The organism is Streptomyces globisporus C-1027 (assembly GCF_000261345.2).
In the GTDB taxonomy this organism is placed as follows: domain Bacteria; phylum Actinomycetota; class Actinomycetes; order Streptomycetales; family Streptomycetaceae; genus Streptomyces; species Streptomyces pakalii.
Map to the genome: position 1 here is coordinate 5,926,765 of NZ_CP013738.1, position 21,775 is coordinate 5,948,539.

Annotated in this window: 20 protein-coding genes; 12 read left to right on the plus strand and 8 right to left on the minus strand. The window is 70.7% G+C overall.

Features of this window, described 5'->3' with window-relative positions; genetic code table 11:
• Positions 1-101: 101 nt before the first annotated feature.
• The 3 genes from WQO_RS26260 (at position 102) to WQO_RS26270 (ending at position 3,472) form a co-directional block, all read left to right on the plus strand.
• Positions 102-1,541, plus strand: a complete 1,440-nt coding sequence (locus tag WQO_RS26260) for a gamma-aminobutyraldehyde dehydrogenase (RefSeq protein WP_010061927.1) — start codon at positions 102-104, stop codon at positions 1,539-1,541.
• 167 nt (positions 1,542-1,708) lie between these two features.
• Positions 1,709-2,872 (plus strand): polyamine ABC transporter substrate-binding protein, encoded by a 1,164-nt coding sequence (locus tag WQO_RS26265; protein ID WP_010061926.1) that lies wholly within the window; start codon positions 1,709-1,711, stop codon positions 2,870-2,872.
• Positions 2,873-2,926: 54 nt separating this feature from the next.
• Entirely contained in the window at positions 2,927-3,472 is a 546-nt protein-coding gene (locus WQO_RS26270) for a hypothetical protein (protein WP_010061924.1), read from the plus strand.
• A 64-nt stretch (positions 3,473-3,536) separates the two neighbouring features.
• Here the strand turns inward: WQO_RS26270 and WQO_RS26275 are convergent, their stop codons facing one another.
• The 6 genes from WQO_RS26275 to WQO_RS26300 all read right to left on the minus strand — a co-directional run bounded on the left by WQO_RS26275 (position 3,537) and on the right by WQO_RS26300 (position 9,388).
• Positions 3,537-4,751 carry a serine hydrolase domain-containing protein gene (locus WQO_RS26275; protein ID WP_010061923.1) on the minus strand — a complete coding sequence of 405 codons (1,215 nt, stop codon included), beginning with the start codon at positions 4,749-4,751 and terminating at the stop codon, positions 3,537-3,539.
• Between the two features lie 73 nt (positions 4,752-4,824).
• Positions 4,825-5,553, minus strand: a complete 729-nt coding sequence (locus WQO_RS26280; RefSeq protein ID WP_010061922.1) for a response regulator — start codon at positions 5,551-5,553, stop codon at positions 4,825-4,827.
• Positions 5,493-6,713: a sensor histidine kinase gene (locus WQO_RS26285; RefSeq protein ID WP_470433564.1), complete on the minus strand. Its 1,221-nt coding sequence runs from the start codon at positions 6,711-6,713 to the stop codon at positions 5,493-5,495. The genes WQO_RS26280 and WQO_RS26285 overlap by 61 nt, the downstream gene beginning before the upstream one ends.
• Positions 6,714-6,727: 14 nt before the next feature.
• A complete protein-coding gene (locus WQO_RS26290) occupies positions 6,728-7,525 on the minus strand; it encodes an SAM-dependent methyltransferase (RefSeq protein ID WP_010061920.1) in 798 nt (265 codons plus the stop codon).
• Positions 7,526-7,617: 92 nt separating this feature from the next.
• Positions 7,618-8,331, minus strand: coding sequence for a glycerophosphodiester phosphodiesterase (locus WQO_RS26295; protein ID WP_010061919.1), 714 nt, complete (start codon positions 8,329-8,331; stop codon positions 7,618-7,620).
• A gap of 22 nt (positions 8,332-8,353) precedes the next feature.
• Positions 8,354-9,388, minus strand: a complete 1,035-nt coding sequence (locus WQO_RS26300; RefSeq protein ID WP_010061918.1) for an adenosine deaminase — start codon at positions 9,386-9,388, stop codon at positions 8,354-8,356.
• Between the two features lie 121 nt (positions 9,389-9,509).
• Between WQO_RS26300 and WQO_RS26305 the strand changes: the two genes are divergently transcribed.
• On the plus strand, positions 9,510-10,226 hold the full coding sequence (locus tag WQO_RS26305; RefSeq protein ID WP_029182416.1) for a DUF4190 domain-containing protein: 717 nt from the start codon (positions 9,510-9,512) through the stop codon (positions 10,224-10,226).
• Between the two features lie 91 nt (positions 10,227-10,317).
• Here WQO_RS26305 and WQO_RS26310 read toward each other — a convergent pair whose 3' ends face one another.
• Positions 10,318-10,875, minus strand: coding sequence for an NADAR family protein (locus WQO_RS26310; protein WP_010061915.1), 558 nt, complete (start codon positions 10,873-10,875; stop codon positions 10,318-10,320).
• A gap of 207 nt (positions 10,876-11,082) precedes the next feature.
• On the opposite strand from WQO_RS26310, the gene WQO_RS26315 reads away from it, so the two are divergent.
• The 8 genes from WQO_RS26315 (at position 11,083) to WQO_RS26350 (ending at position 20,872) form a co-directional block, all read left to right on the plus strand.
• Entirely contained in the window at positions 11,083-12,597 is a 1,515-nt protein-coding gene (locus WQO_RS26315) for a gamma-aminobutyraldehyde dehydrogenase (protein ID WP_010061914.1), read from the plus strand.
• 73 nt (positions 12,598-12,670) lie between these two features.
• Positions 12,671-13,918, plus strand: coding sequence for an ABC transporter substrate-binding protein (locus WQO_RS26320; protein WP_010061913.1), 1,248 nt, complete (start codon positions 12,671-12,673; stop codon positions 13,916-13,918).
• A 72-nt stretch (positions 13,919-13,990) separates the two neighbouring features.
• On the plus strand, positions 13,991-15,148 hold the full coding sequence (locus WQO_RS26325) for an ABC transporter ATP-binding protein (RefSeq protein ID WP_010061912.1): 1,158 nt from the start codon (positions 13,991-13,993) through the stop codon (positions 15,146-15,148).
• Complete coding sequence (locus WQO_RS26330) at positions 15,145-16,080, plus strand: ABC transporter permease (protein WP_010061911.1); 936 nt, start codon at positions 15,145-15,147, stop codon at positions 16,078-16,080. Before WQO_RS26325 ends, WQO_RS26330 begins: the two co-directional genes overlap by 4 nt.
• Complete coding sequence (locus tag WQO_RS26335) at positions 16,080-16,883, plus strand: ABC transporter permease (protein ID WP_010061910.1); 804 nt, start codon at positions 16,080-16,082, stop codon at positions 16,881-16,883. Before WQO_RS26330 ends, WQO_RS26335 begins: the two co-directional genes overlap by 1 nt.
• Positions 16,884-16,906: 23 nt before the next feature.
• Positions 16,907-18,322: an NAD(P)/FAD-dependent oxidoreductase gene (locus WQO_RS26340; protein ID WP_029182415.1), complete on the plus strand. Its 1,416-nt coding sequence runs from the start codon at positions 16,907-16,909 to the stop codon at positions 18,320-18,322.
• Between the two features lie 136 nt (positions 18,323-18,458).
• On the plus strand, positions 18,459-18,956 hold the full coding sequence (locus tag WQO_RS26345; protein WP_010061908.1) for a hypothetical protein: 498 nt from the start codon (positions 18,459-18,461) through the stop codon (positions 18,954-18,956).
• An 89-nt stretch (positions 18,957-19,045) separates the two neighbouring features.
• Positions 19,046-20,872 (plus strand): chitinase, encoded by a 1,827-nt coding sequence (locus WQO_RS26350; protein ID WP_010061907.1) that lies wholly within the window; start codon positions 19,046-19,048, stop codon positions 20,870-20,872.
• On the opposite strand, the gene WQO_RS26355 is transcribed toward WQO_RS26350, so the two are convergent.
• On the minus strand, positions 20,838-21,671 hold the full coding sequence (locus WQO_RS26355; protein WP_029182414.1) for a phosphatase PAP2 family protein: 834 nt from the start codon (positions 21,669-21,671) through the stop codon (positions 20,838-20,840). The two genes, WQO_RS26350 and WQO_RS26355, sit on opposite strands and share 35 nt — an antisense overlap.
• Positions 21,672-21,775: the final 104 nt, after the last annotated feature.

A 21,775-nucleotide genomic window follows, 5' to 3' on the forward strand; every position in this document is an offset into this window, starting at 1 on the left:
GACTGAATCCGAAGTTGGGGGCGGTTGGGTATGTCGAAAGCGTCGCCCGAGCGATTAGGGTGGATGTCTCACCCATCGGACAGCCGACAGGAGGGGTGGTTGTGACCACCGAGGTGCGCCGTCTGCGCAACTACATCAACGGAGAGTTCCGGGACGCCGCGGACGGGCGGACCATCGATGTGGTCAGCCCGGTGACGGAAGAGGTCTACGCAACCTCGCCGCTCTCGGGCCAGGCCGACGTCGATGCCGCCATGGAGGCCGCAGCCGCGGCCTTCCCCGCCTGGCGCGACACCACGCCCGCCGAGCGCCAGAAGGCCCTGCTCAAGATCGCGGACGCCTTCGAGGAGCGGGCCGAGGACCTGATCGCCGCCGAGTCGGAGAACACCGGCAAGCCGATCGGCCTCACCCGCAGCGAAGAGATTCCGCCCATGGTGGACCAGATCCGCTTCTTCGCGGGGGCCGCCCGGCTGCTGGAGGGCCGTTCGGCCGGCGAGTACATGGAGGGCCTGACCTCCATCATCCGCCGTGAGCCGGTCGGCGTCTGCGCCCAGGTCGCGCCGTGGAACTACCCGATGATGATGGCCGTGTGGAAGTTCGCCCCGGCGCTCGCCGCGGGCAACACGGTCGTCATCAAGCCGTCCGACACCACCCCGGCGTCGACGGTCCTCATGGCCGAGATCATCGGGCAGATCCTGCCCAAGGGCGTCTTCAACGTCCTGTGCGGCGACCGGGACACCGGCCGCGCCATGGTCGAGCACCCGACCCCGGCGATGGCCTCCATCACCGGTTCGGTACGGGCCGGCATGCAGGTCGCCGAGTCCGCCGCCAAGGACGTCAAGCGCGTCCACCTGGAGCTCGGCGGCAAGGCGCCCGTCGTGGTCTTCGAGGACGCCGACATCGCCAAGACGGTCTCGGGCGTCTCCGAGGCGGGCTTCTTCAACGCGGGCCAGGACTGTACGGCCGCCACCCGCGTCCTGGTCCACGAGTCGATCCACGACGAGTTCGTCACCGCGCTCGCCAAGGCCGCCGCCGACACGAAGACCGGGCAGCCGGACGACGAGGACGTGGCGTACGGCCCGCTCAACAACGCCAACCAGCTGAAGCAGGTCAGCGGCTTCATCGAGCGGCTCCCCGCCCACGCCAAGGTCGAGGCGGGCGGCCACCGGGTCGGCGACAAGGGCTACTTCTACGCCCCGACCGTCGTCTCCGGCCTGAAGCAGGACGACGAGATCATCCAGAACGAGGTCTTCGGCCCCGTCATCACCGTCCAGTCCTTCACCGACGAGGACCAGGCCGTCAGGTACGCCAACGGCGTCGAGTACGCGCTCGCCTCCTCGGTCTGGACGCAGAACCACGCCCGCGCCATGCGCATGTCCAAGAACCTCGACTTCGGCTGCGTGTGGATCAACACCCACATCCCGCTGGTCGCCGAGATGCCGCACGGCGGGTTCAAGAAGTCCGGCTACGGCAAGGACCTCTCCGCGTACGGCTTCGAGGACTACACCCGCATCAAGCACGTCATGACGTCCATCGAGGACTGATCCTCGAATCGTCGTCGCGGTCGTACGGCCCCGGGCTCCGGCCCGGGGCCGTACGCGTGTCTGGACAAGGTGTGCGGGGTGGACCCGCGCGGCTGGACGCTTGGTCCATTGTCCGCGCGAGCGCCGACCGGCATTCTGCGCGGGTGCGAGCGATCAGGAAGAACCCCATGTCCCGCCGGTCCCTGCTGCGCGCCCTCGGGGCGGGAGCGGCCGGTGCCACGCTGGCCGGCTGCGGGGTGCCCGCGGCCTTCGTCGAGCCGGGGGACCGTGCCGGACACGACAGTTCGGCCACCGACCACACCCTGCACTTCGCCAACTGGCCGCTCTACATCGACACCGACGACGAGGACGAGTCGAAGCGCCCCACCCTGGACGCCTTCTCGAAGCGCACCGGGATCTCCGTGACGTACACCGAGGAGATCAACGACAACGACGAGTTCTTCGGGAAGATCAGCCCCGCGCTGATGAACCACCAGCAGACCGGCCGGGACCTGATCGTCATCAGCGACTGGATGGCCGCCCGCTTCGTCCGGCTCGGCTGGGTCCAGGAGATGGACCGGGCGAAACAGCCCAACGTCGCCAAGTACCTCGACCCCCAACTGCGCACCCCCGCCTTCGACGAGGGGCGCCGCCACAGCGTCCCCTGGCAGTCCGGCATCACCGGCATCGCGTACAACCGCAAGAAGCTCGGCCGCGAGATCCGGTCCACGGGCGACCTGTGGGCCGAGGACCTGCGCGGCCGGGTCACCCTGCTCTCCGGGCTCGACGAGTCGTTCGCGCTGCTGATGCAGGGCAACGGTGTCGACATCACCCGCTGGACGGCCGACGACTTCCACACGATGTGCGAACAGGTCGAGAAGCGGGTCCGCTCGAAGCACATCCGCCGCTTCACCGGCAACGACTACATCAAGGACCTCGCCACCGGCGACGTACTCGCCTGCCAGGCCTACTCCGGCGACGTCATCCAGCTCCAGGCCGACAACCCGGACATCGAGTTCGTCGTCCCCGAGGAGGGCGCCGAACTCTGGGCCGAGTCCCTGATGATCCCCAACCTCGCCCGCCACAAGCGCAACGCCGAGAAGCTGGTGGACCACTACTACGAACCCGAGGTCGCCGCCGAACTCGCCGCCTGGGTCAACTACGTCTGCCCGGTCCCCGCCGCCCGTGACGTCCTCGCCTCCGCCAAGGACGAGGAGACGGCCGCACTCGCCGAGGATCCCCTGATCTTCCCCGACGACGCGATGCGCGAACGGCTCGCCATCGCCCGCGACATCACCTCCGAGGAACGGATGGACTTCGCCAAGAAGTGGAACGGCATCGTCGGCTTGTGAAGCGGTAACAGGGGTGCCGTAAAGGGGCGGTAAACACGGGCGTACGCTGCGGATATGAGCGAGAGACAGGCCCTCACCCGGGGGATACGCAGGTGGCTGGTCTTCTTCATCGTCTGTCTGGTGCTGAGCGGGCTCACGGCCTTCCCGCTCGTCACCGAACTCCGCTGGACGGAGGGCCTGCTGAGCGCCTCAGCCTCGCCGGTCCCCGACCACTTCCCGGCACTGATGGAGTGGATCACCCGGGTCCGCGAAGGACTCGACACGGTCGACCGCGAGCAGCCGTTCATGCTCTACGGCACCGACTGGCTGGCCTTCACCCACCTGGTCATCGCGGTCGCCTTCTACGGCCCCTACCGCGACCCGGTCCGCAACATCTGGGTCATCGAGTTCGGCATGATCGCCTGCGCCGGGATCATCCCGCTCGCCCTCATCTGCGGATCGATCCGCGGCATACCGTTCTGGTGGAGCGTGATCGACATGTCCTTCGGGGTCCTCGGCGTCATCCCGCTGCTGATCGTCCGCCGCATGATCAAGCGGCTGGAGGTGCTGGAGCGGGCGGCGACCGCCGCGAACCCGCCGGCTGTTCCGGCGGGCGCCTGAGTCCCTCCCGGTGACCGCCCGCGCCCTTCCGGCTGCCGTCGCGCCCTCCCGGTGACAGCCCGGGTCAGGCCGCGGGTGGCGGGCCGAAGGCGGCCACCACGATGCCCATCGCCGTCGCGTTGGCGTCCTTCGCCTTCGCGTCCGTCGCGTCGACGCTGTAGACCAGCGTCCGGGAGAGGTCACGCGTGGCCCCCACCGCCGTGTTGTACCCCCAGCGGCCGCCGGACTTGCCCCAGACCTGGCGGCCGCCCAGGGTGAGCACCGAGAGACCGGCGCTGAACTGCGCCGGCTTCCCGGAACCGTACGTGCGCACCTTGGCGTCGGGCAGCGTGAACATCTCCTCCAGGAGCGGCCCGCGCACCACCCGCCCGCCGAACAGGGCGGTGGTGAAGCGCTCCAGATCGGCGGTGGTCGAGATGATGTCCCCGGCCGCCCACCCGTCGGTCGGCCCCCACACCGTGACATCCCGCAGCTCGGCACCCCCGCCCGGCGCAGCGAAGACCTGGTAGCCGCGGTTGTGCGGGCCACGGATCTCGGGGTCGGCGCCGGGGAAGTACGTGGACCGCAGGCCGAGCGGGCCCAGGATCCGGTCCCCGACCTCCCGCTCGTAGGTGTGCCCGGTGACGCGCTCGACCAGCAGCCCCAGCACCGTGTAGTTGATGTTGAGGTAGTGCTGGCTGGAGCCCGGCGCGAACTCCCGCTCCTTCGCCGTCGCGGAGGCCACCATGGCGCGCGGCGTGTGGACGTCGAAGCGGTGCGCGTACCACTCCTCCAGGTTCGTGCCCGGCAGATCCGCCGCGGGGATGCCGCTGGTGTGGTCGAGCAACTGGCGTACGGTCACCTCCCCGTACGAGGCCGGGATCAGGTCCGGCAGGTAGTGCCGGGCGGTGCGGTCCAGGGACAGCTTCCGCTCGCCCGCCAGTTGCAGCACCGTGGCCGCCGTGAACACCTTGGTCACCGATCCCGCGCGGAAGCGGGCCGCCGGATCCGCCGGCCGGCCCGAGGGCAGATCGTGCAGCCCGGCGCTGCCGCGCCACGATCCGGCGCTGCCGCCGACCCGGACGAGCGCCGCGACGGCGTCCTCGCGCGGCAGCCCGGCGATCGCGGCACGCAGGGCCCGGACGTCCGGAGCGTCCTGGGACCGGGGCGCTCCGGATGCCGCCGGACGGGAGCCCGGAGCTCGGTCGGCCGGGGCGCCCGCGGAAACGGGGCCGGCGGCCCCGCCGACGATGCCGAGGGCCAGAGCGGTTGCCAGGAGCGTGCGGACAGATCTGTTCACCGGGTGCCTCCGAGAAAGGGAAGTCGTCAACTGCGTCGCGACTTGATCCTGTTGGCTCGGCCGCCCCGGCGGATCACCCGCCCGGGCGGTCCTCGGCGGGGATGCGGCTCCCGCGCCCGGGGGAGGGCGCGCCGGTGGCTCCCCCGTCCGAGGGAGCCACCAACCCGGTCTCATAGGCGCAGATGACGGCCTGGACGCGGTCGCGCAGCCCCAGCTTGGACAGCACGTTGCCCACATGGGTCTTCACCGTGTGCTCGCTCACCACGAGAGCCGCCGCGATCTCCGCGTTGGACAGGCCCCGCGCCAGGTGCAGCAGGATCTCCCGCTCCCGGGCGGTCAGGACCTCCAGCCGGCCGGCCGACGGCGCGGGCCGGCCCGCCGGGCGCGCGGTGTACTCGGCGATCAGCCGCCGCGCCACCGACGGGGCGACCAGCGACTCCCCGGCGGCCACCACCCGCACCGCGTGCACCAGATCGTCCCGCCGCACATCCTTGAGCAGAAAGCCGCTCGCGCCCGCGTGCAGCGCCTCGTACACGTACTCGTCCGCGTCGAACGTGGTCAGCATGATCGTCCGGCAGGACCCCGCGGCGGCGATCTCCCGGCACGCCGCGATCCCGTCCAGCACCGGCATCCGGATGTCCAGCAGCGCGATGTCCGCCCCGAGCCGGCCCACCGCCGCCACGGCCTGCGCGCCGTCCCCCGCCTCCGCCACCACCTCGATGCCGGGCTGGGCCTCCAGGATCATGGCGAAGCCGCTGCGCACCAGCTCCTGGTCGTCGGCGACCACCACCCGGATCGCCATGCCCGCACCTCTTTCGCCCCGGGCGCGGGCGGCAGCCCGACGACCAGCTCGAAGCCCCGGCCGCCGGGGCCGCCACCGGCCCGCACGGTGCCGCCGTGCGCGGCGGTCCGCTCCCGGATCCCGATCAGCCCGAGCCCCTGGGTGGTCCCGGGGCCCTGCCCGTCGTCCCGCACCGTGATCGTCAACTCCCGCTCCCCGTATTCCACGTCCACGTCCACGCGGTCGGCCCGCGCATGCTTGACGACGTTCGTCAGCGCCTCCTGCACGATCCGGTACACCGTCGCCCCGGTGTCCGGCGGCAGCGCCCGGACCGGCCCCCTCGTCGTGAGGGCGACCTCCGGGCCACCCCCGCGCACCCGTGCCAGCAGGGCCGGCAGCTCCGCGGGCCCCGGCTGCGGCGAACGGGGCGCGGCCACCTGCCCGGGGCCCTCCTCGCGCAGCACCCCGAGCATCCGGCGCAACTGCACCATCGCGTCCCGGCCCGTCTCGGAGATCGCCTCGAACGCGGCCTCCGCACGCTCGGGGGCGGCGCGGACCGCCACCGGACCGGCCTCCGCCTGCACGATCATCAGGCTCACCGCGTGCGAGAGGATGTCGTGCATCTCCCGTGCGATCCGGGCCCGTTCGCGCGCCGCGGCCCGCTCCGCCTCGATCCGCCGGCCCAGCTCAGCCTGGCGCGCCCGGTCCTCCACCGCCGCCACATAGGCCTTACGGGTGTGGCTGAGCCGCCCGAAGGCGTACGCGGCGCCGAACACGAAGAGCGAGAACAGCAGCTCCCGGGCCTCACCCGTGTTCCACGCCACCGACGGGAACACCGCGGCGGCGACCAGCACCGCGACGGCCAGCTGCGCGCGGGGCGGCGACAGCTCGGCCACGGTGTAGAAGGTCACGAGACCGGCGTACGGCAACGGCTGGCCCGGACCGTCGACGGCCAGCGTGTACAGCGCGCCGGCCGCGAGGGTCGCCAGCAGGACGGTGACCGGCGCGTGCCGCCGCGCGACCAGCGGCAGCACGGTCAGGGTCGTCAGACCGTACGCGCCCCAGGTCGCCTCCGGCAGGTCCGGTGCACGCGGCACGACGAACGGCATGGTCACCGCCGCCTGCACCGCGAGAGTGATCCACAGATCGACGGCCCACGGCCCGCGCAGCCGCGCCGGCAGGCTCGCGAGGCGGATCAGGGCTTCCGCGCCACCGCACCGAACTGCGCGACCTCCGGCTCCCGCGGGTTCGTCCGCCAGCGGGAGCAGGAGACGATCCCCGGCTCCAGCAGCTCCAGACCGTCCAGGAACGAGGCGAACTCCGCACGGCTGCGGGCGGTGATCGGCGGGGTGGCGTTCTCGTTCCAGAAGCGCATCGCCGCCTCGTTGCCCTCGCCGCCCAGCTCCAGCGTCGGGTGGGTCAGCACCAGGTGGCTGCCCGGCGGAACGGCCGCCATCAGCGTCCGCACGATGGAGCGGGCCTCGTCCGTGTCCAGCACGAAGTTCAGGATGCCGAGCATCATCACCGCGACCGGCCGGCCCAGGTCCAGGGTGGGCTGGGCGGCCCGCAGGATCTGCTCGGGGCGGTGCGCGTCCGCGTCGATGTACTCGGTCGCGCCCTCCAGCGAACTGGTCAGCAGGGCGCGGGCGTGGGCCAGCACGATCGGGTCGTTGTCGACGTACACGATGCGGGCGTGCGGCGCGGTGTGCTGGGCGATCTCATGGGTGTTGTTCCCGGTCGGCAGCCCGGTGCCGATGTCGAGGAACTGGTCGACGCCCGCGTCGCCCGCCAGATGGCGCACCGCCCGGCCCAGGAACGCCCGGTCCGCGCGGGCCACTTCACCGATGCTCGGGTACATCCCGGTGACCCGGTCGCCCACCGCCCGGTCCACCGGGTAGTTGTCCTTGCCGCCCAGCCAGTAGTTCCACACCCGCGCGTTGTGCGCGACGTCGGAACGTATCCGGGGGGAAGCTGTCTGCGGGCGGGGGTCCATGACGGTCGGCTCCTCGGTGACGGAGGGGGCCCGCATGCCGCGGGGGGCGGTGCGGCGGCGGGCGGTGCGGGCCCTCCATCATGCCGGACCGATCAAGAGCCGCCGAGCCCGGGCGAGTTGGCCAGGAGGCGGTGGAGCGTGTCGATGCGGTTGGTGGTGATCGAATCGACGCCGCGCTCGATCAGCTTGCGCATCGTGCGCTTCGTGTCTGCCGTCCACGCGGAGACGAGCAGCCCGTCCCGGTGCGCCCGGTCCGTCAGCTCCCGGCTGATCAGGCCGAAGCGGTAGTTCAGCCAGCGCGGCTTCACCGCGGCCAGCAGGTCCGGGCGCGGCGGGGCCAGTGTGGTCCAGGTCAGGGCGATCTCGGCGGACGGGTCGGCGGCGCGCACCCGCAGCATCGCGGCCGAGTTCGCGCAGTAGTACGCCCGCTCGCCCGCACCGCACTCGCGGACCGTCCCCACGATCTTCCTCACCGAGGCGTCCGTGGAGCCGGGCAGGTCCACCATCACCCGGTGCGCCCCGGCGGCGAGCAGCGCGTCGCGGAGCGTGGGCACCCCGCCGCCGGTCAGCTCCTTCAGCTCCGCGTGGTCGATCCGGTCCACACGCCGGTCATGGCCCCACAGCCGCTCCAGCGTCGCGTCGTGCAGCAGGACCGGCACCCCGTCGCGGGTCACGCGTACGTCGATCTCGACCGCGTCCGCCCCCCGTTCGAGGGCGGAGCGGATCGAGGGCAGCGTGTTCTCACGGGCGAGGTACGGATCGCCGCGGTGGGCCACGGCGGTGACGCGGGAGACGGTGTTGGCCATGAGGCCATTGTGACGACCGGGGTCAGCTGCCGGGTGCCCGGAGCCAGTTCGCCGTGTACGTGTCGATCTCCTCGGCCAGCTTCCGCTTGCCCGCCGGGTCCAGGAACGAGGCCTCCACGGCGTTCTTCGCGAGGTCCGCGATACCGCGCTCGTCCAGCTCCAGCAGCCGGGCGGCCACCGCGTACTCGTTGTTGAGGTCGGTGCCGAACATCGGCGGGTCGTCGCTGTTGACCGTCACCAGCACCCCCGCCTGCACCATCTCGCGGATCGGGTGGCGCTCGATGTCGGTGACCGCGCGGGTGGCGATGTTCGACGTCGGGCAGACCTCCAGGGCGATCCGGTGCTCGGCCAGGTGCTCCAGCAGCTTCGGGTCCTGCACGGAGCTGGTGCCGTGCCCGATGCGCTCGGCGCGCAGCGCGGTCAGCGCGTCCCAGACCGTCTGCGGCCCGGTGGTCTCCCCGGCGTGCGGCACCGAGTGCAGGCCCTCGGCGATGGCCCGGTCGAAGTAGGGCTTGAACTGCGGGCGCTCCACCCCGATCTCCGGTCCGCCGAGACCGAAGGAGACGAGCCCGTCGGGGCGCCGTTCCACCGCGAGCCGGGCGGTCTCCTCGGCTGCCTGGAGCCCGGCCTCCCCCGGGATGTCGAAGCACCAGCGCAGGACGACGCCCAGCTCGGCCTCGGCTGCCTTGCGGGCGTCCTCCAGGGCCTCCATGAACCCGACCTCGGGGATGTTCCGCTTGGTCGAGCTGTACGGGGTCACGGTCAGCTCGGCGTACCGGATGTTCTGCCGGGCCATGTCCCGCGCCACCTCGAAGGTGAGCAGCCGGACGTCCTCCGGGGTGCGGACCAGGTCCACCACCGACAGGTAGACCTCGATGAAGTGCGCGAAGTCGGTGAAGGTGAAGTAGTCGGCCAGCGCCTCCGGGTCCGTGGGGACCTTGGAGTCCGGGTGGCGGGCGGCCAGCTCGGCGACGATCCGGGGCGAGGCCGACCCGACGTGGTGGACATGGAGCTCGGCCTTGGGCAGCCCGGCGATGAAGGGGTGCGGATCGGTCATCGGAATTCTCCCGGTTCGGCGTGACATCGGCCGGGCGTACCGGCCGCACCGATCATCGCAGGCGCGGTCCGGGCCCGTCAGGCCTGGCCGTAGCATGACGGGACCACGATGGGGGAGGCCCATGTCAGACAACACAGAGCAGCCCGGGGGCGGGGCCGCGCCGCGCGATCCGTGGGCACCGCCGGACAGCACCAGGGTGGATCTGGGCAAGCAGGGCGGGCAGACGCCGCCGCCCGCCGCACAGCAGCCGCCCGCGGTCCATGACCAGCCGACCGTGACGTCGATGCCGAGCGCCGGACCGGGGGACGGCACCGGACCGATACCCCAGGCCGGCGGCTTCGGGCCGGCGCCCTCGGACGTACCGCCGCCGCCGGTAGGCCCGAACGGCCCCGGCCACGCGGGCCCGCCGCCCGCTGCGCACTACGGCTACCCGGCCCCGCCCGCGCAGCCGTACGGCGGATACCCGGGCTACGGCGCCTACGGCGCCGGTCCGGCCGCCTGGGGCCCGGCGCCCAACAACGGTCTGGGCACGGCCGCCATGGTGATCGGCATCATCTCCGTGGTCGGCTTCTGCCTCTACGGCCTCAACATCATCCTCGGCATCCTCGCGCTGATCTTCGGCATCATCGGCCTCGGCCGTGCCAAGCGCGGCGAGGCCACCAACCGGGGCATGGCGCTCGCCGGGGTCATCCTCGGCTCCGTCGGCATCGTCGTCGGCGCCGCGCTCCTCGGCGTGATCATCTGGGCCGCCACGACGGCCGACGACCGGGACAGCGACTACAACGACCCCTACGACGACCCGTTCGCCACGTCGCTGGTCGTCGAGGACCGCCGCTAGCGGACCTCGCGGCGAACGCCGCGACGACCGGCCGGGCAGGGAGCGATCCCCGCCCGGCCGGTCGTCGTAGCAGAGTCTGTACGAAGACGCCTCAGCCCGTCGCGCCCGCCCGCAGCCTCTCCCGGGCCTCCATCAGCGCGAAGCCCAGCAGATTCAGCCCCCGCCACTCCTGCGGCCGCTCCGCCCGCTCGTCGTCCGCCGCGAGCCCGATGCCCCAGATCCGGTCCAGCGGGGACGCCTCCACCAGCACCCGGTCCCCGGTGGACAGCAGATAGCCGGCCAGCTCCGGGTACTGCCCGAACTTGTGCACGCTGCCCGCCACCACCAGGGCGAACCGCTCCCGTATCCACACGTCCTCGTCGAAGCCGCGCACCAGCCGCCCCGCCTTCTTCGCCGCGGCCGGGCTCTTCGCCGTCACCGCCGCCGCCTCGGCCTCCGGATCGCCGAAGATCCGCGCCTTGCCCGCCATCATCCAGTGCTCGGCGCTCGCATACGTCACGCCGTCCACCGTGAACGGCGACGGCCACCACTGACTCAGACAGCTCGCCCCGATCCGTCCGTCGGGACGCGGACGGTGCCCCCAGAACGGCAGATACTTCACCCGCTTGCCCCGCGCCACGTCCGCCAGAAGCTCATCGATCGGTCCCATGGCATGTGAGTGTGGCATCCGCCACTGACACTCCGTACGGGGATTTCCGCACCGACACGACACATGGTCGACAGATTCCGTCGCGTAACCAAAAGGCAACAACGGAATCACTTGTTGGGCTTGAACCCCTCTGTCAGGATCGGCACTCAATTCACGAAGAAGCTACGCCGACCCCGCCCAGCGGGTACAGCGGCGGAGGAGAGCGTCATGAGCAACGGCTTCCAGGTTCAGGACCGCTTCGCGGAAGGTGCGCAGTACATCGGCGGCAAGCTGCTCCCCGGCACGTCCGGCCGCCACCACGACATCGTGAACCCCGCGACCGGCGCGAGCGTGCTCCGCTACGAGCTGGCGGGCACCGAGGACGTGGACGCGGCCGTCGCCGCCGCCCGCGCCGCCTTCCCCGGCTGGTCCGGCGCCACCCCCGGCGAGCGGTCCGACGCCCTGCACCGGTTCGCCGCCGTCCTCGCCGAGCAGGCCGACGACTTCGCGTACGCCGAATCCCTCCAGTGCGGCAAGCCGGTCAAGCTCTCCACCGAGTTCGACGTGCCCGGCACCGTCGACAACGCCGCGTTCTTCGCGGGCGCGGCCCGCCACCTGGAAGGCAAGGCCGCCGCCGAGTACGACGGCGACCACACCTCCTACGTACGCCGCGAGGCGATCGGCGTCGTCGGCTCCATCGCCCCCTGGAACTACCCGCTCCAGATGGCCGCCTGGAAGATCCTCCCGGCCGTCGCCGCGGGCAACACCATCGTCCTCAAGCCCGCCGAACTCACCCCGCTCACCTCGCTGATGTTCGCCCAGGCCGCCACCGAGGCCGGCATCCCCGACGGCGTCATCAACATCGTCACCGGCGCGGGCAAGGACGCCGGCGAGCACCTCGTCGGCCACCCCGACGTCGTGATGACCTCCTTCACCGGCTCCACCGCCGTCGGCAAGCGGGTCGCCGAGGTCGCCACCGCCACCGTCAAGCGCCTCCACCTGGAGCTCGGCGGCAAGGCCCCCTTCGTGGTCTTCGACGACGCCGACCTGGAGGCCGCCGTCCACGGCGCGGTCGCCGGATCCCTCATCAACACCGGCCAGGACTGCACCGCCGCCACCCGCGCCTACGTCCAGCGCCCCCTCTACGACGCCTTCGTCCGGGACGTCGCCGCGCTCATGGACACCGTCCGGATCGGTGACCCCTTCGACGCGTCGACCGATCTCGGCCCCCTCATCAGCCACGCCCAGCGCGACCGCGTCGCCGCCTTCGTCGAGCGGGCCCGCGGCTACGCCCGGGTCGTCACCGGTGGCGAGGCCCCGGGCGGCGACCTCGCCGACGGGGCGTACTACCGGCCGACCCTGATCGCCGGTGCCGCCCAGGACAGCGAGGTCGTCCAGTCGGAGATCTTCGGCCCCGTCCTGGTCGTCCTCCCCTTCGACACCGACGACGAGGGCATCGCGCTCGCCAACGACACCCCGTACGGACTGGCCGCCTCCGCCTGGACCCGCGACCTGTACCGCGCGAACCGCGCCACCCGCGAGATCCAGGCGGGCTGTGTGTGGGTGAACGACCACATCCCGATCCTCTCCGAGATGCCGCACGGCGGATACAAGGCCAGCGGCTTCGGCAAGGACATGTCGGCGTACTCCTTCGAGGAGTACACGCAGGTCAAGCACGTCATGTACGACAACACCGCGGTCGCCCGCAAGGACTGGCACCGCACGATCTTCGGGGACCGATAGCAGCTGCCGCATCCCGGGGCCCGACCACGACCGCGGGCCCCCGCGGCCTCCCACCCGAAAGGGCATACAGCGTATGGAGAGTTACGAGCCCGAGCGCCTCACGCCGGTCCAACTGGCGGCCATGAGGCGGTCCCTGACCAGCGGCAGGGGTGCCCTCACCCGCCGCTCCCTGCTGCGCGCCTCCGGCATGGGCGCGCTGGCCGTCGGCGGCATAGCCACCCTCGGTGCGTGCGGCATCCCGCCCGCCAAGCGCGCCGACGCCGGCCTGGCCTCCGACGACCACTCGGCGAAGGAGAAGGTGCTGAACTTCTCCAACTGGACCGAGTACATGGACGTCAGCGAGGACGAGAAGAGCCGCCCCACCCTGGAGGCGTTCACCGAGCGCACCGGGATCAGGGTCAAGTACACCGAGGACATCAACGACAACGTCGAGTTCTTCGGGAAGATCAAGCCGCAGCTCGCCGCCGGGCAGGACACCGGGCGCGACCTCATCTGCGTCACCGACTGGCTCGCCGCCCGCATCATCCGGCTCGGCTGGGCGCAGAAGCTCGACCCCTCGAACCTCCCGCACGCCTTCGCCAACGTCTCCGCCCAGTTCCGCAGCCCCGACTGGGACCCCGGCCGCGCCTACTCCTATCCGTGGACGGGCATCCCCACCGTCATCGCTTACAACAAGAAGGCGACCGGCGGCCGCAAGGTCGACTCCGTCACCCAGCTGCTCGACGACCCGAAACTCAAGGGCCGCGTCTCCTTCCTCTCCGAGATGCGCGACACCGTCGGCATGACCCTCCTCGACCAGGGCAAGGACCCGGGGAAGTTCAGCGACGCCGACTTCGACGGCGCGATCGGCCGCCTCCAGAAGGCCGTCGACAAGAAGCAGATCCGCCGCTTCACCGGCAACGACTACACCGCCGACCTCAGCAAGGGCGACATCGCCGCCTGCGTCGCCTGGGCCGGGGACGTCATCCAGCTCCAGGCCGACAACCCGGACATCGAGTACGCCATCCCGGCCGCCGGATACATCACGTCCAGCGACAGCCTCCTGGTCCCCGCGCAGGCCCGGCACAAGACCAACGCCGAGAAGCTCATCGACTACTACTACGAGCCCCCGGTCGCCGCCCAGCTCGCCGCGTACATCAACTACGTCTGCCCGGTCGACGGCGTACGCGAGGAACTCGCCAGGATCGACGAGTCGATGGCCTCCAACACGCTGATCCTCCCCGACAAGGAGATGGCGGCGAAGTCCCGCTCCTTCCGCTCCCTGAGCACGGAGGAAGAGACGGCGTACGAAGAGAAGTTCGCCAAGCTCATCGGCGCCTGACCCGGCCGCCACCGGTGCCTCACCGGCCCTGCCCTCTCCGAACTCCCCCCGAACACACTGGGACTGCGACCCATGACACAGCAGCAGCAGACCGCGGGCGGCGATGTCCGCCTCGCCGGGATCAGCAAGACCTACGGCTCCTTCACCGCCGTGCACCCGCTCGACCTGACCGTTCCCCAGGGCTCCTTCTTCGCCCTGCTCGGCGCGTCCGGCTGCGGCAAGACCACCACCCTGCGGATGATCGCGGGCCTGGAGGAGGCCACCACCGGCACGGTCTTCCTCGGCGACAAGGACATCACCGACCTGCCCCCGTACAAGCGGCCCGTCAACACCGTCTTCCAGAGCTACGCGCTCTTCCCGCACCTCGACATCACCGAGAACGTCGCCTTCGGGCTGCGGCGGCGCGGCATCAAGTCCGTGAAGAAGCAGGTCGACGCGATGCTGGAGCTGGTCCAGCTCGGTGACTTCGCCCGCCGCAAGCCGCACCAGCTCTCCGGCGGCCAGCAGCAGCGCGTCGCCGTCGCCCGCGCGCTCATCAACCACCCGCAGGTCCTGCTGCTCGACGAACCGCTCGGCGCGCTCGACCTCAAGCTCCGCCGCCAGATGCAGCTGGAGCTCAAGCGGATCCAGACCGAGGTCGGCATCACCTTCGTGCACGTCACCCACGACCAGGAGGAGGCCATGACCATGGCCGACACCGTCGCGGTGATGAACGGCGGCCGCGTCGAGCAGCTCGGCGCCCCGGCCGACCTCTACGAGAACCCGAGCACCACCTTCGTCGCCAACTTCCTCGGCACCTCCAACCTCATCGGGGGCGAGATCGTCTCCACCGGCGAGAACCTGGTGGTGGCCGCGGGCGGGGGCAAACTCTCGCTGCCCCGCGAGCGATGTTCGGCCTCCTCCACCGCCGCCGGCGGCCGTCTCCTCCTCGGCATCCGGCCGGAGAAGATATCCCTGGCCCACGCCGACGACGCCGATGACATCCCCGCCGGCCGCAACCGCGTCACCGGCCGTATCACCGACTCCAGCTTCATCGGCGTCTCCACCCAGTACGTCGTCGAGAGCCCGGCCGGAACGGCCCTCCAGGTGTACGAGCAGAACATCGACAGGCGCGCGGGACTTCTTCCCGGAGCCGAGGTCGTCCTGCACTGGAACCCCGCCCACACCTTCGGACTCGACGCCGCCCAGGACATCGACGCGGGCGCGACGAGCGTGGAGGACGCGGAATGAGCGTCACCGAGGCGCCGCCCGCGCCGACCCCTGAGGAGCCCCGGGAGCTCACGCTCCGCAAGCCCTCCACCCGCAAGCGGCTCGTCCCCTACTGGCTGCTGCTCCCCGGCATCCTCTGGCTGGTCGTCTTCTTCGCCCTGCCGCTCGTCTACCAGGCCTCCACCTCCGTACAGACCGGCTCGCTGGAGCAGGGCTTCGAGGTGACCTGGCACTTCCAGACGTACGTGGACGCGCTGCGCGAGTACTACCCGCAGTTCATCCGGTCCCTGCTGTACGCGGGCACCGCCACGATCCTGTGCCTGCTGCTGGGCTACCCGCTCGCCTACCTCATCGCGTTCAAGGCGGGCCGCTGGCGCAACCTCGTCCTGGTGCTGGTCATCGCCCCGTTCTTCACCAGCTTCCTCATCCGTACGCTGGCGTGGAAGACGATCCTCGCCGACGGCGGCGCGGTCGTGGACGTGCTCAACACCCTGCACGTCCTGGACGTCACCAGCTGGCTCGGCTGGACCGAGTCCAACCGGGTCCTGGCCACCCCGATGGCCGTCGTCTGCGGTCTGACGTACAACTTCCTGCCGTTCATGATCCTGCCGCTCTACACCTCGCTGGAGCGGATCGACGGCCGGCTGCACGAGGCGGCGGGCGACCTCTACGCCACCCCCGCCACCACCTTCCGCAAGGTGACGTTCCCGCTCTCCATGCCCGGCGTCGTCTCCGGCACCCTGCTGACCTTCATCCCGGCCAGCGGCGACTACGTCAACGCCGAACTGCTGGGCTCCACCGACACCAAGATGGTCGGCAGCGTCATCCAGAGCCAGTTCCTGCGGGTCCTGGACTATCCGACGGCCGCCGCGCTCTCGTTCATCCTCATGGCGATCGTCCTGCTGATGGTCACCTTCTACATCCGCCGCTCCGGGACGGAGGACCTGGTCTGATGCCCGTACTGCGCTGGATACGCCGGAACCTGGTCGTCATCGCGGGTCTGCTGACCCTCGCGTACATGATCCTGCCGAACATCGTCGTGATGGTGTTCTCGTTCAACAAGCCCAAGGGGCGCTTCAACTACGCCTGGCAGCAGTTCTCGCTGGACGCCTGGAAGGACCCCTGCGGCGTCGCCGACCTGTGCGGCTCGCTCTCCCTCTCGCTCCAGATCGCCTTCTGGGCGACGCTCGGGGCGACCGCGCTCGGCACCATGATCGCCTTCGCCCTGGTCCGCTACCGCTTCCGGGCGCGCGGCGCGATCAACTCGCTGATCTTCCTGCCGATGGCGATGCCCGAGGTCGTCATGGCGGCCTCCCTGCTCACCCTCTTCCTGAACATGGGCGCCCAGCTCGGCTTCTGGACCGTGCTGATCGCGCACATCATGTTCTGCCTCAGCTTCGTGGTGACCGCTGTCAAGGCGCGCGTCATGTCGATGGACCCGAGACTGGAGGAAGCCGCCCGCGACCTGTACGCGGGCCCCGTGCAGACCTTCGTACGGGTGACCCTTCCCATCGCCGCCCCCGGCATCGCGGCGGGAGCGCTGCTCGCTTTCGCGCTCTCGTTCGACGATTTCATCATCACGAATTTCAACGCGGGCTCCACCGTCACGTTCCCCATGTTCGTCTGGGGATCGGCCCAGCGCGGCACGCCCGTGCAGATCAATGTCATCGGCACCGCCATGTTCGTCATTGCGGTACTGATGGTTCTTGTCGGACAGCTCATCGCGAGCCGCCGCAAGAGCAACGCTCGAAACTGAAATTCCTGAAGGAGTTGGAAACCATGGCCCCAGCTGCCATGCGTACTGCTGCAGAATCCCTTTCCGGCGCCAAGCCGGTCTCCTACTGGCTCGACGACCCGGCCAAACCCGACGCGCTTCCCGCCCTCACCGGCGACGAGCACACCGACCTCCTGGTCGTCGGCGGCGGCTACAGCGGACTGTGGACCGCGCTCATCGCCAAGGAGCGCGATCCGGAGCGGGACGTCGTCCTCATCGAGGGGCACGAGGTGGGCTGGGCCGCCTCGGGCCGCAACGGCGGCTTCTGCGCCGCCTCCCTCACCCATGGGCTGGCCAACGGCGTGGAGCGCTGGCCCGACGAGATCGCGAAGCTGGAGGAGCTGGGGGAGCGGAACCTCGACGCCATCGAGGCCGCCGTCGCCCGCTACGGCATCGACTGCGAGTTCGAGCGGACCGGTGAGATCGACGTCGCCACCGAGCCCCACCAGCTCGAAGAGCTGCGGGAATGGCACGAGGAGATCGTCAAGCTCGGTATCACGGGCGTGGACTTCCTGGACCGTGACGCCCTGCGAGCCGAGGTCGACTCGCCGACCTTCCTCGGCGGCCTCTGGGACCGGCGCGGCGTCGCGATGCTGCACCCGGCGAAGCTCGCCTGGGGCCTCAAGCGGGCCTGTCGGGAACTGGGCGTACGGATCTACGAGCACACGCGCGGCCTCGACCTCGTCCGCTCCGGGGAGGGGATGGCGGTCCGCACCCCGTACGGCAGGGTCTTCGCCCGCCGGGTCGCGCTCGGCACCAACGTCTTCCCCTCGCTCGTCAAGCGGGTCCGCCCGTACACCGTCCCGGTCTACGACTACGCGCTGATGACCGAACCGCTCACCCCCGAGCAGCTGGAATCCATCGGCTGGAAGGGCCGCCAGGGGCTCGGCGACAGCGCCAACCAATTCCACTACTTCCGGCTTTCCGCGGACCACCGGATCCTGTGGGGCGGCTACGACGCGATCTATCCGTACGGCGGCCGGCTCAGCGCCGATCTCGACCAGCGTCCGGAGACGTTCCTGAAATTGGCCGAGCAGTTCTTCACCTGTTTCCCGCAGCTTTCCGGGCTGAATTTCACCCACGCCTGGGGCGGCGCGATCGACACCTGTGCCCGCTTCACGGCCTTCTTCGGAACGGCCCATCAGGGGCGGGTCGCCTACGCCGCCGGATTCACCGGACTCGGCGTCGGATCCACCCGCTTCGGCGCCGATGTGATGCTCGACCTCCTCTCCGGCGAGGAGACCGAACGGACCCGTCTGGAGATGGTCCGCTCCAAGCCGATGCCCTTCCCGCCGGAGCCCTTCGCCTGGGCCGGGATCGAGATCACCAAACGGTCCCTGGCCCGCGCCGACAGCAACGGCGGCCACCGCAACCTGTGGCTGAAGACCATGGACAAGCTGGGTCTCGGCTTCGACAGCTGACACCCTGTCCAGCAATGTGACTCACGTCACGGTCATTCGTGGCCCCAACCCGCGTCATAGCCGGGGCCGAACGCCCTCTCGCACGTGTACCCACCGGTAGAACCCTGCCGGTGTTCACGTCAACGGGAGGCTGGTCATGACGGGACCGGAAACGAAAGCCGCGGTCGAGTGGCTCACATCGGTGGCACCGGACCCCAGCGCCTGCCGGTGGGAATGGGAGCGCAACCCGCAGGGGATCGCTCTTCTTCCCGCCGGCAGGCGCTGGGACGTGCTGATCCTCCCCGGTGGGCTGGGCTATCCGACGCTCGACGTCCTCACGCGCCTCATCGACCGCCCGGGCCCGGTCCTCGCCGACTTCGGTGAGTCCCGCATGGGCTTCTTCGTCCCGCCGGGCACCGTCTCCCGCTGGATCGGCACCGGGATCAGGGGCTGCGGCCAGGGCACCTGGATCGTCGTCCCGTACCCGGGGCGGGCCACCGGGGGAGTGCGCTGGCTCATCCCGCCGGACGGCACGGGGACCCTCACCGACGCCGCACTCCTCGAAGTCGCGATGCACGAGGCGGCGGGCGCCGCGGCCGGCGAGGCCCGTGGCGATCGCGACGCCCGTGACGATCGCGGCCGCCCGGAGGGCTGAGAGCGACTGCCAGAGGTCTTGACAACCTGATTGGTCTGGACCATGTTGTGCGCACGTCACTCGCCGACTTCCCCTGCGCGGAGGCTGTTGTGGAACGCACCGGACCAACCGTCAGATTCTCCGGACTTCTGGCCGCCGTCACGGCCGCCGTGCTCGCCGCCGGTGCCCTGGTCGCCACGGCGCCGGCGGCCGGTGCGGCGGACGTGGACCTGGCCCGCAACGGCGGATTCGAGTCGGGGCTCGACGGCTGGAGCTGTACGGCAGCCAGTGGGGCGGTCGTCTCCGCCCCGGTGCACGGCGGCACCAAGGCGCTGAAGTCCACCCCGGCGGGCAGCGACAACGCCAAGTGCTCCCAGACCATCACGGTCAAGCCCAACTCCTCGTACACCCTGAGCGCCTGGGTCCAGGGCAGCTACGTCTACCTCGGCGCCACCGGCACCGGCACCACCGACGTCTCCACCTGGACCCAGTCCTCCGGTGCGTGGAAGCAGCTCACCACCACCTTCAGGACCGGCCCCTCCACCACCTCGGTGAGCGTCTACACCCACGGCTGGTACGGCACCCCCGCCCACTACGTCGACGACCTCACCCTCGTCGGCCCCGGCGGCGACCCCGTGGTGATCCCGGCCGTCCCCGCGGGCCTGAAGACCACCGCGATCACCTCCTCCTCCGTGGCGCTCTCCTGGAACGCCGTGTCCGGCGCGAGCGGCTACAACGTCTACCGCGGCGGTGCGAAGGTGGCCACCGCCACCGGCCCTTCCGCCACCGTGACGGGCCTGACGCCCTCGACCGCGTACAGCTTCCAGGTCAGCGCCACCAACGCGGCCGGGGAGTCCGCGAAGTCGGCGGCGATCGCGGCGACCACCACGGCGGGCGGAGGAGGCGGCGGCGACACCAAGCTCCCCGCCCGCGCGCTCGTCGGCTATCTGCACTCCAGCTTCGCCAACGGCTCCGGCTACACGCGGATGGCGGACGTGCCCGACTCCTGGGACGTCATCAACCTCGCCTTCGGCGAGCCCACCTCCGTCACCTCCGGCGACATCCGCTTCTCGCTCTGCCCGGTCGCCGAGTGCCCGAACGTCGAGTCCGAGGCGGAGTTCAAGGCCGCGATCAAGGCCAAGCAGGCCGCGGGCAAGAAGGTGCTGATCTCGATCGGCGGCCAGAACGGACAGGTGCAGCTCGCCTCCACCGCCGCCCGGGACGCCTTCGTCACCTCGGTCTCGAAGATCATCGACACCTACGGCCTCGACGGCCTCGACATCGACTTCGAAGGCCACTCGCTCTCCCTCAACACGGGAGACACCGACTTCCGCAGCCCGACCTCACCGGTGATCGTCAACCTGATCTCCGCGGTGAAGTCCCTCAAGGCGAAGTACGGCTCCGACTTCGTCCTCACGATGGCGCCGGAGACCTTCTTCGTGCAGCTCGGCTACCAGTTCTACGGCTCGGGCCCCTGGGGCGGCCAGGACCCGCGCGCCGGAGCCTACCTCCCGGTCATCCACGCGCTGCGCGACGACCTGACCCTGCTGCACGTCCAGGACTACAACTCGGGCCCGATCATGGGCCTGGACAACCAGTACCACACCATGGGCGGCGCGGACTTCCACATCGCGATGACCGACATGCTGCTCGCGGGCTTCCCGGTGGCGGGTGACACCACCAAGGTCTTCCCGGGCCTCCGCCCCGACCAGGTCGCCATCGGGCTTCCGGCCTCCACCCAGGCGGGCAACGGCCACACCACCCCGGCCGAGGTCAACAAGGCGCTCAACTGCCTGATCAAGAAGACCGACTGCGGCTCCTACCAGACCCGCGGAACCTGGTCCGACCTGCGCGGCCTGATGACCTGGTCGATCAACTGGGACCGCTTCAACAACGGGGAGTTCAGCCGGAACTTCGACGCCTACTTCGGCAGCTGACCCACCACAGGGGCGCCAGCACCAACGGCCCCAGGCACCAACTGGCCAGCACGTCCAGCGGCCAGTGGTAGCCGTGCAGCACCAGACCGATGCCCGTCGCCGTGGTCAGCAGGATCGCGGCGACGGGCATCATCCACGCCCGGGGCCAGGAAGCCTCCCGCAGCCACGCCGGACGCGGCAGGGCCAGCAGCACCAGGGCGGTCGCCCCGTACGCCACGGCGGCCGTCGCCGTATGGCCGGAAGGGTAGTAGTTGACGGCCTCCGTCAGCGGCCCCTGCCGGGCGGTGGCCACCTTCAGCGGAATCACCAGCGCGGGCACCGCCGCCATGGTGAGGGCCGCGTACACGGCGAGCCGCAGGGCACGGCGCCACAGGGCGTACGCGATCGCGCAGGTCAGCACCGGAAGCGCCACGGGCATCCCGCCGAGGTCGGAGAAGACCTGGGTCAGCCCGGCCGGACCACGCTCGAACAGCTTCGCCCCCACCCGCTCGTCCAGCCGGAAGAGCGGGCCTTCGACGGCGACCTGCCAGGTGATCAGCGCGAAGAGGACCGCGAGCAGACCGAGGACGCCGGAAACGAGGGGGGCCGGCCACCCGGGAACAGGGGGGGTTGTTCCGGGATGGCCGGCGAGATCGGTTCGCCGCGCGCCCCGGGGGGTGTGGGGCGGGCGGCCGTCCGATCGGTGAGGAGTCCCGGAGCCATCGGCTCCGGCATGCGCGAACGCACGCTCCGGACGGCGCTGGGGAAGCCCCGACCCGGAGTCGGCCGCGGTTTCCCGAGACCGAGGTGTTTCTCTCATCTGCAGAAACCGTACGGCAGGGGAGGGGCGGCCGACAGTCGCCACGGCCTCCCGCCATCGGCCCCGCACACGTTCTTCACAGGCCCTCACCCGGATGCCGTACG

Bases quoted from the DNA above. Each gene is read 5' to 3' on its own strand.
- WQO_RS26345 (WP_010061908.1), top strand. From the start codon at position 18,459: ATGACGGGACCGGAAACGAAAGCCGCGGTCGAGTGGCTCACATCGGTG.
- WQO_RS26325 (WP_010061912.1), top strand. From the start codon at position 13,991: ATGACACAGCAGCAGCAGACCGCGGGCGGCGATGTCCGCCTCGCCGGG.
- WQO_RS26320 (WP_010061913.1), top strand. From the start codon at position 12,671: ATGGAGAGTTACGAGCCCGAGCGCCTCACGCCGGTCCAACTGGCGGCC.
- WQO_RS26335 (WP_010061910.1), top strand. From the start codon at position 16,080: ATGCCCGTACTGCGCTGGATACGCCGGAACCTGGTCGTCATCGCGGGT.
- WQO_RS26265 (WP_010061926.1), top strand. From the start codon at position 1,709: ATGTCCCGCCGGTCCCTGCTGCGCGCCCTCGGGGCGGGAGCGGCCGGT.
- WQO_RS26270 (WP_010061924.1), top strand. From the start codon at position 2,927: ATGAGCGAGAGACAGGCCCTCACCCGGGGGATACGCAGGTGGCTGGTC.
- WQO_RS26315 (WP_010061914.1), top strand. From the start codon at position 11,083: ATGAGCAACGGCTTCCAGGTTCAGGACCGCTTCGCGGAAGGTGCGCAG.
- WQO_RS26300 (WP_010061918.1), bottom strand. From the start codon at position 9,388: ATGACCGATCCGCACCCCTTCATCGCCGGGCTGCCCAAGGCCGAGCTC.
- WQO_RS26355 (WP_029182414.1), bottom strand. From the start codon at position 21,671: ATGAGAGAAACACCTCGGTCTCGGGAAACCGCGGCCGACTCCGGGTCG.
- WQO_RS26310 (WP_010061915.1), bottom strand. From the start codon at position 10,875: ATGGGACCGATCGATGAGCTTCTGGCGGACGTGGCGCGGGGCAAGCGG.
- WQO_RS26280 (WP_010061922.1), bottom strand. From the start codon at position 5,553: ATGGCGATCCGGGTGGTGGTCGCCGACGACCAGGAGCTGGTGCGCAGC.
- WQO_RS26330 (WP_010061911.1), top strand. From the start codon at position 15,145: ATGAGCGTCACCGAGGCGCCGCCCGCGCCGACCCCTGAGGAGCCCCGG.
- WQO_RS26305 (WP_029182416.1), top strand. From the start codon at position 9,510: ATGTCAGACAACACAGAGCAGCCCGGGGGCGGGGCCGCGCCGCGCGAT.
- WQO_RS26290 (WP_010061920.1), bottom strand. From the start codon at position 7,525: ATGGACCCCCGCCCGCAGACAGCTTCCCCCCGGATACGTTCCGACGTC.
- WQO_RS26340 (WP_029182415.1), top strand. From the start codon at position 16,907: ATGGCCCCAGCTGCCATGCGTACTGCTGCAGAATCCCTTTCCGGCGCC.
- WQO_RS26295 (WP_010061919.1), bottom strand. From the start codon at position 8,331: ATGGCCAACACCGTCTCCCGCGTCACCGCCGTGGCCCACCGCGGCGAT.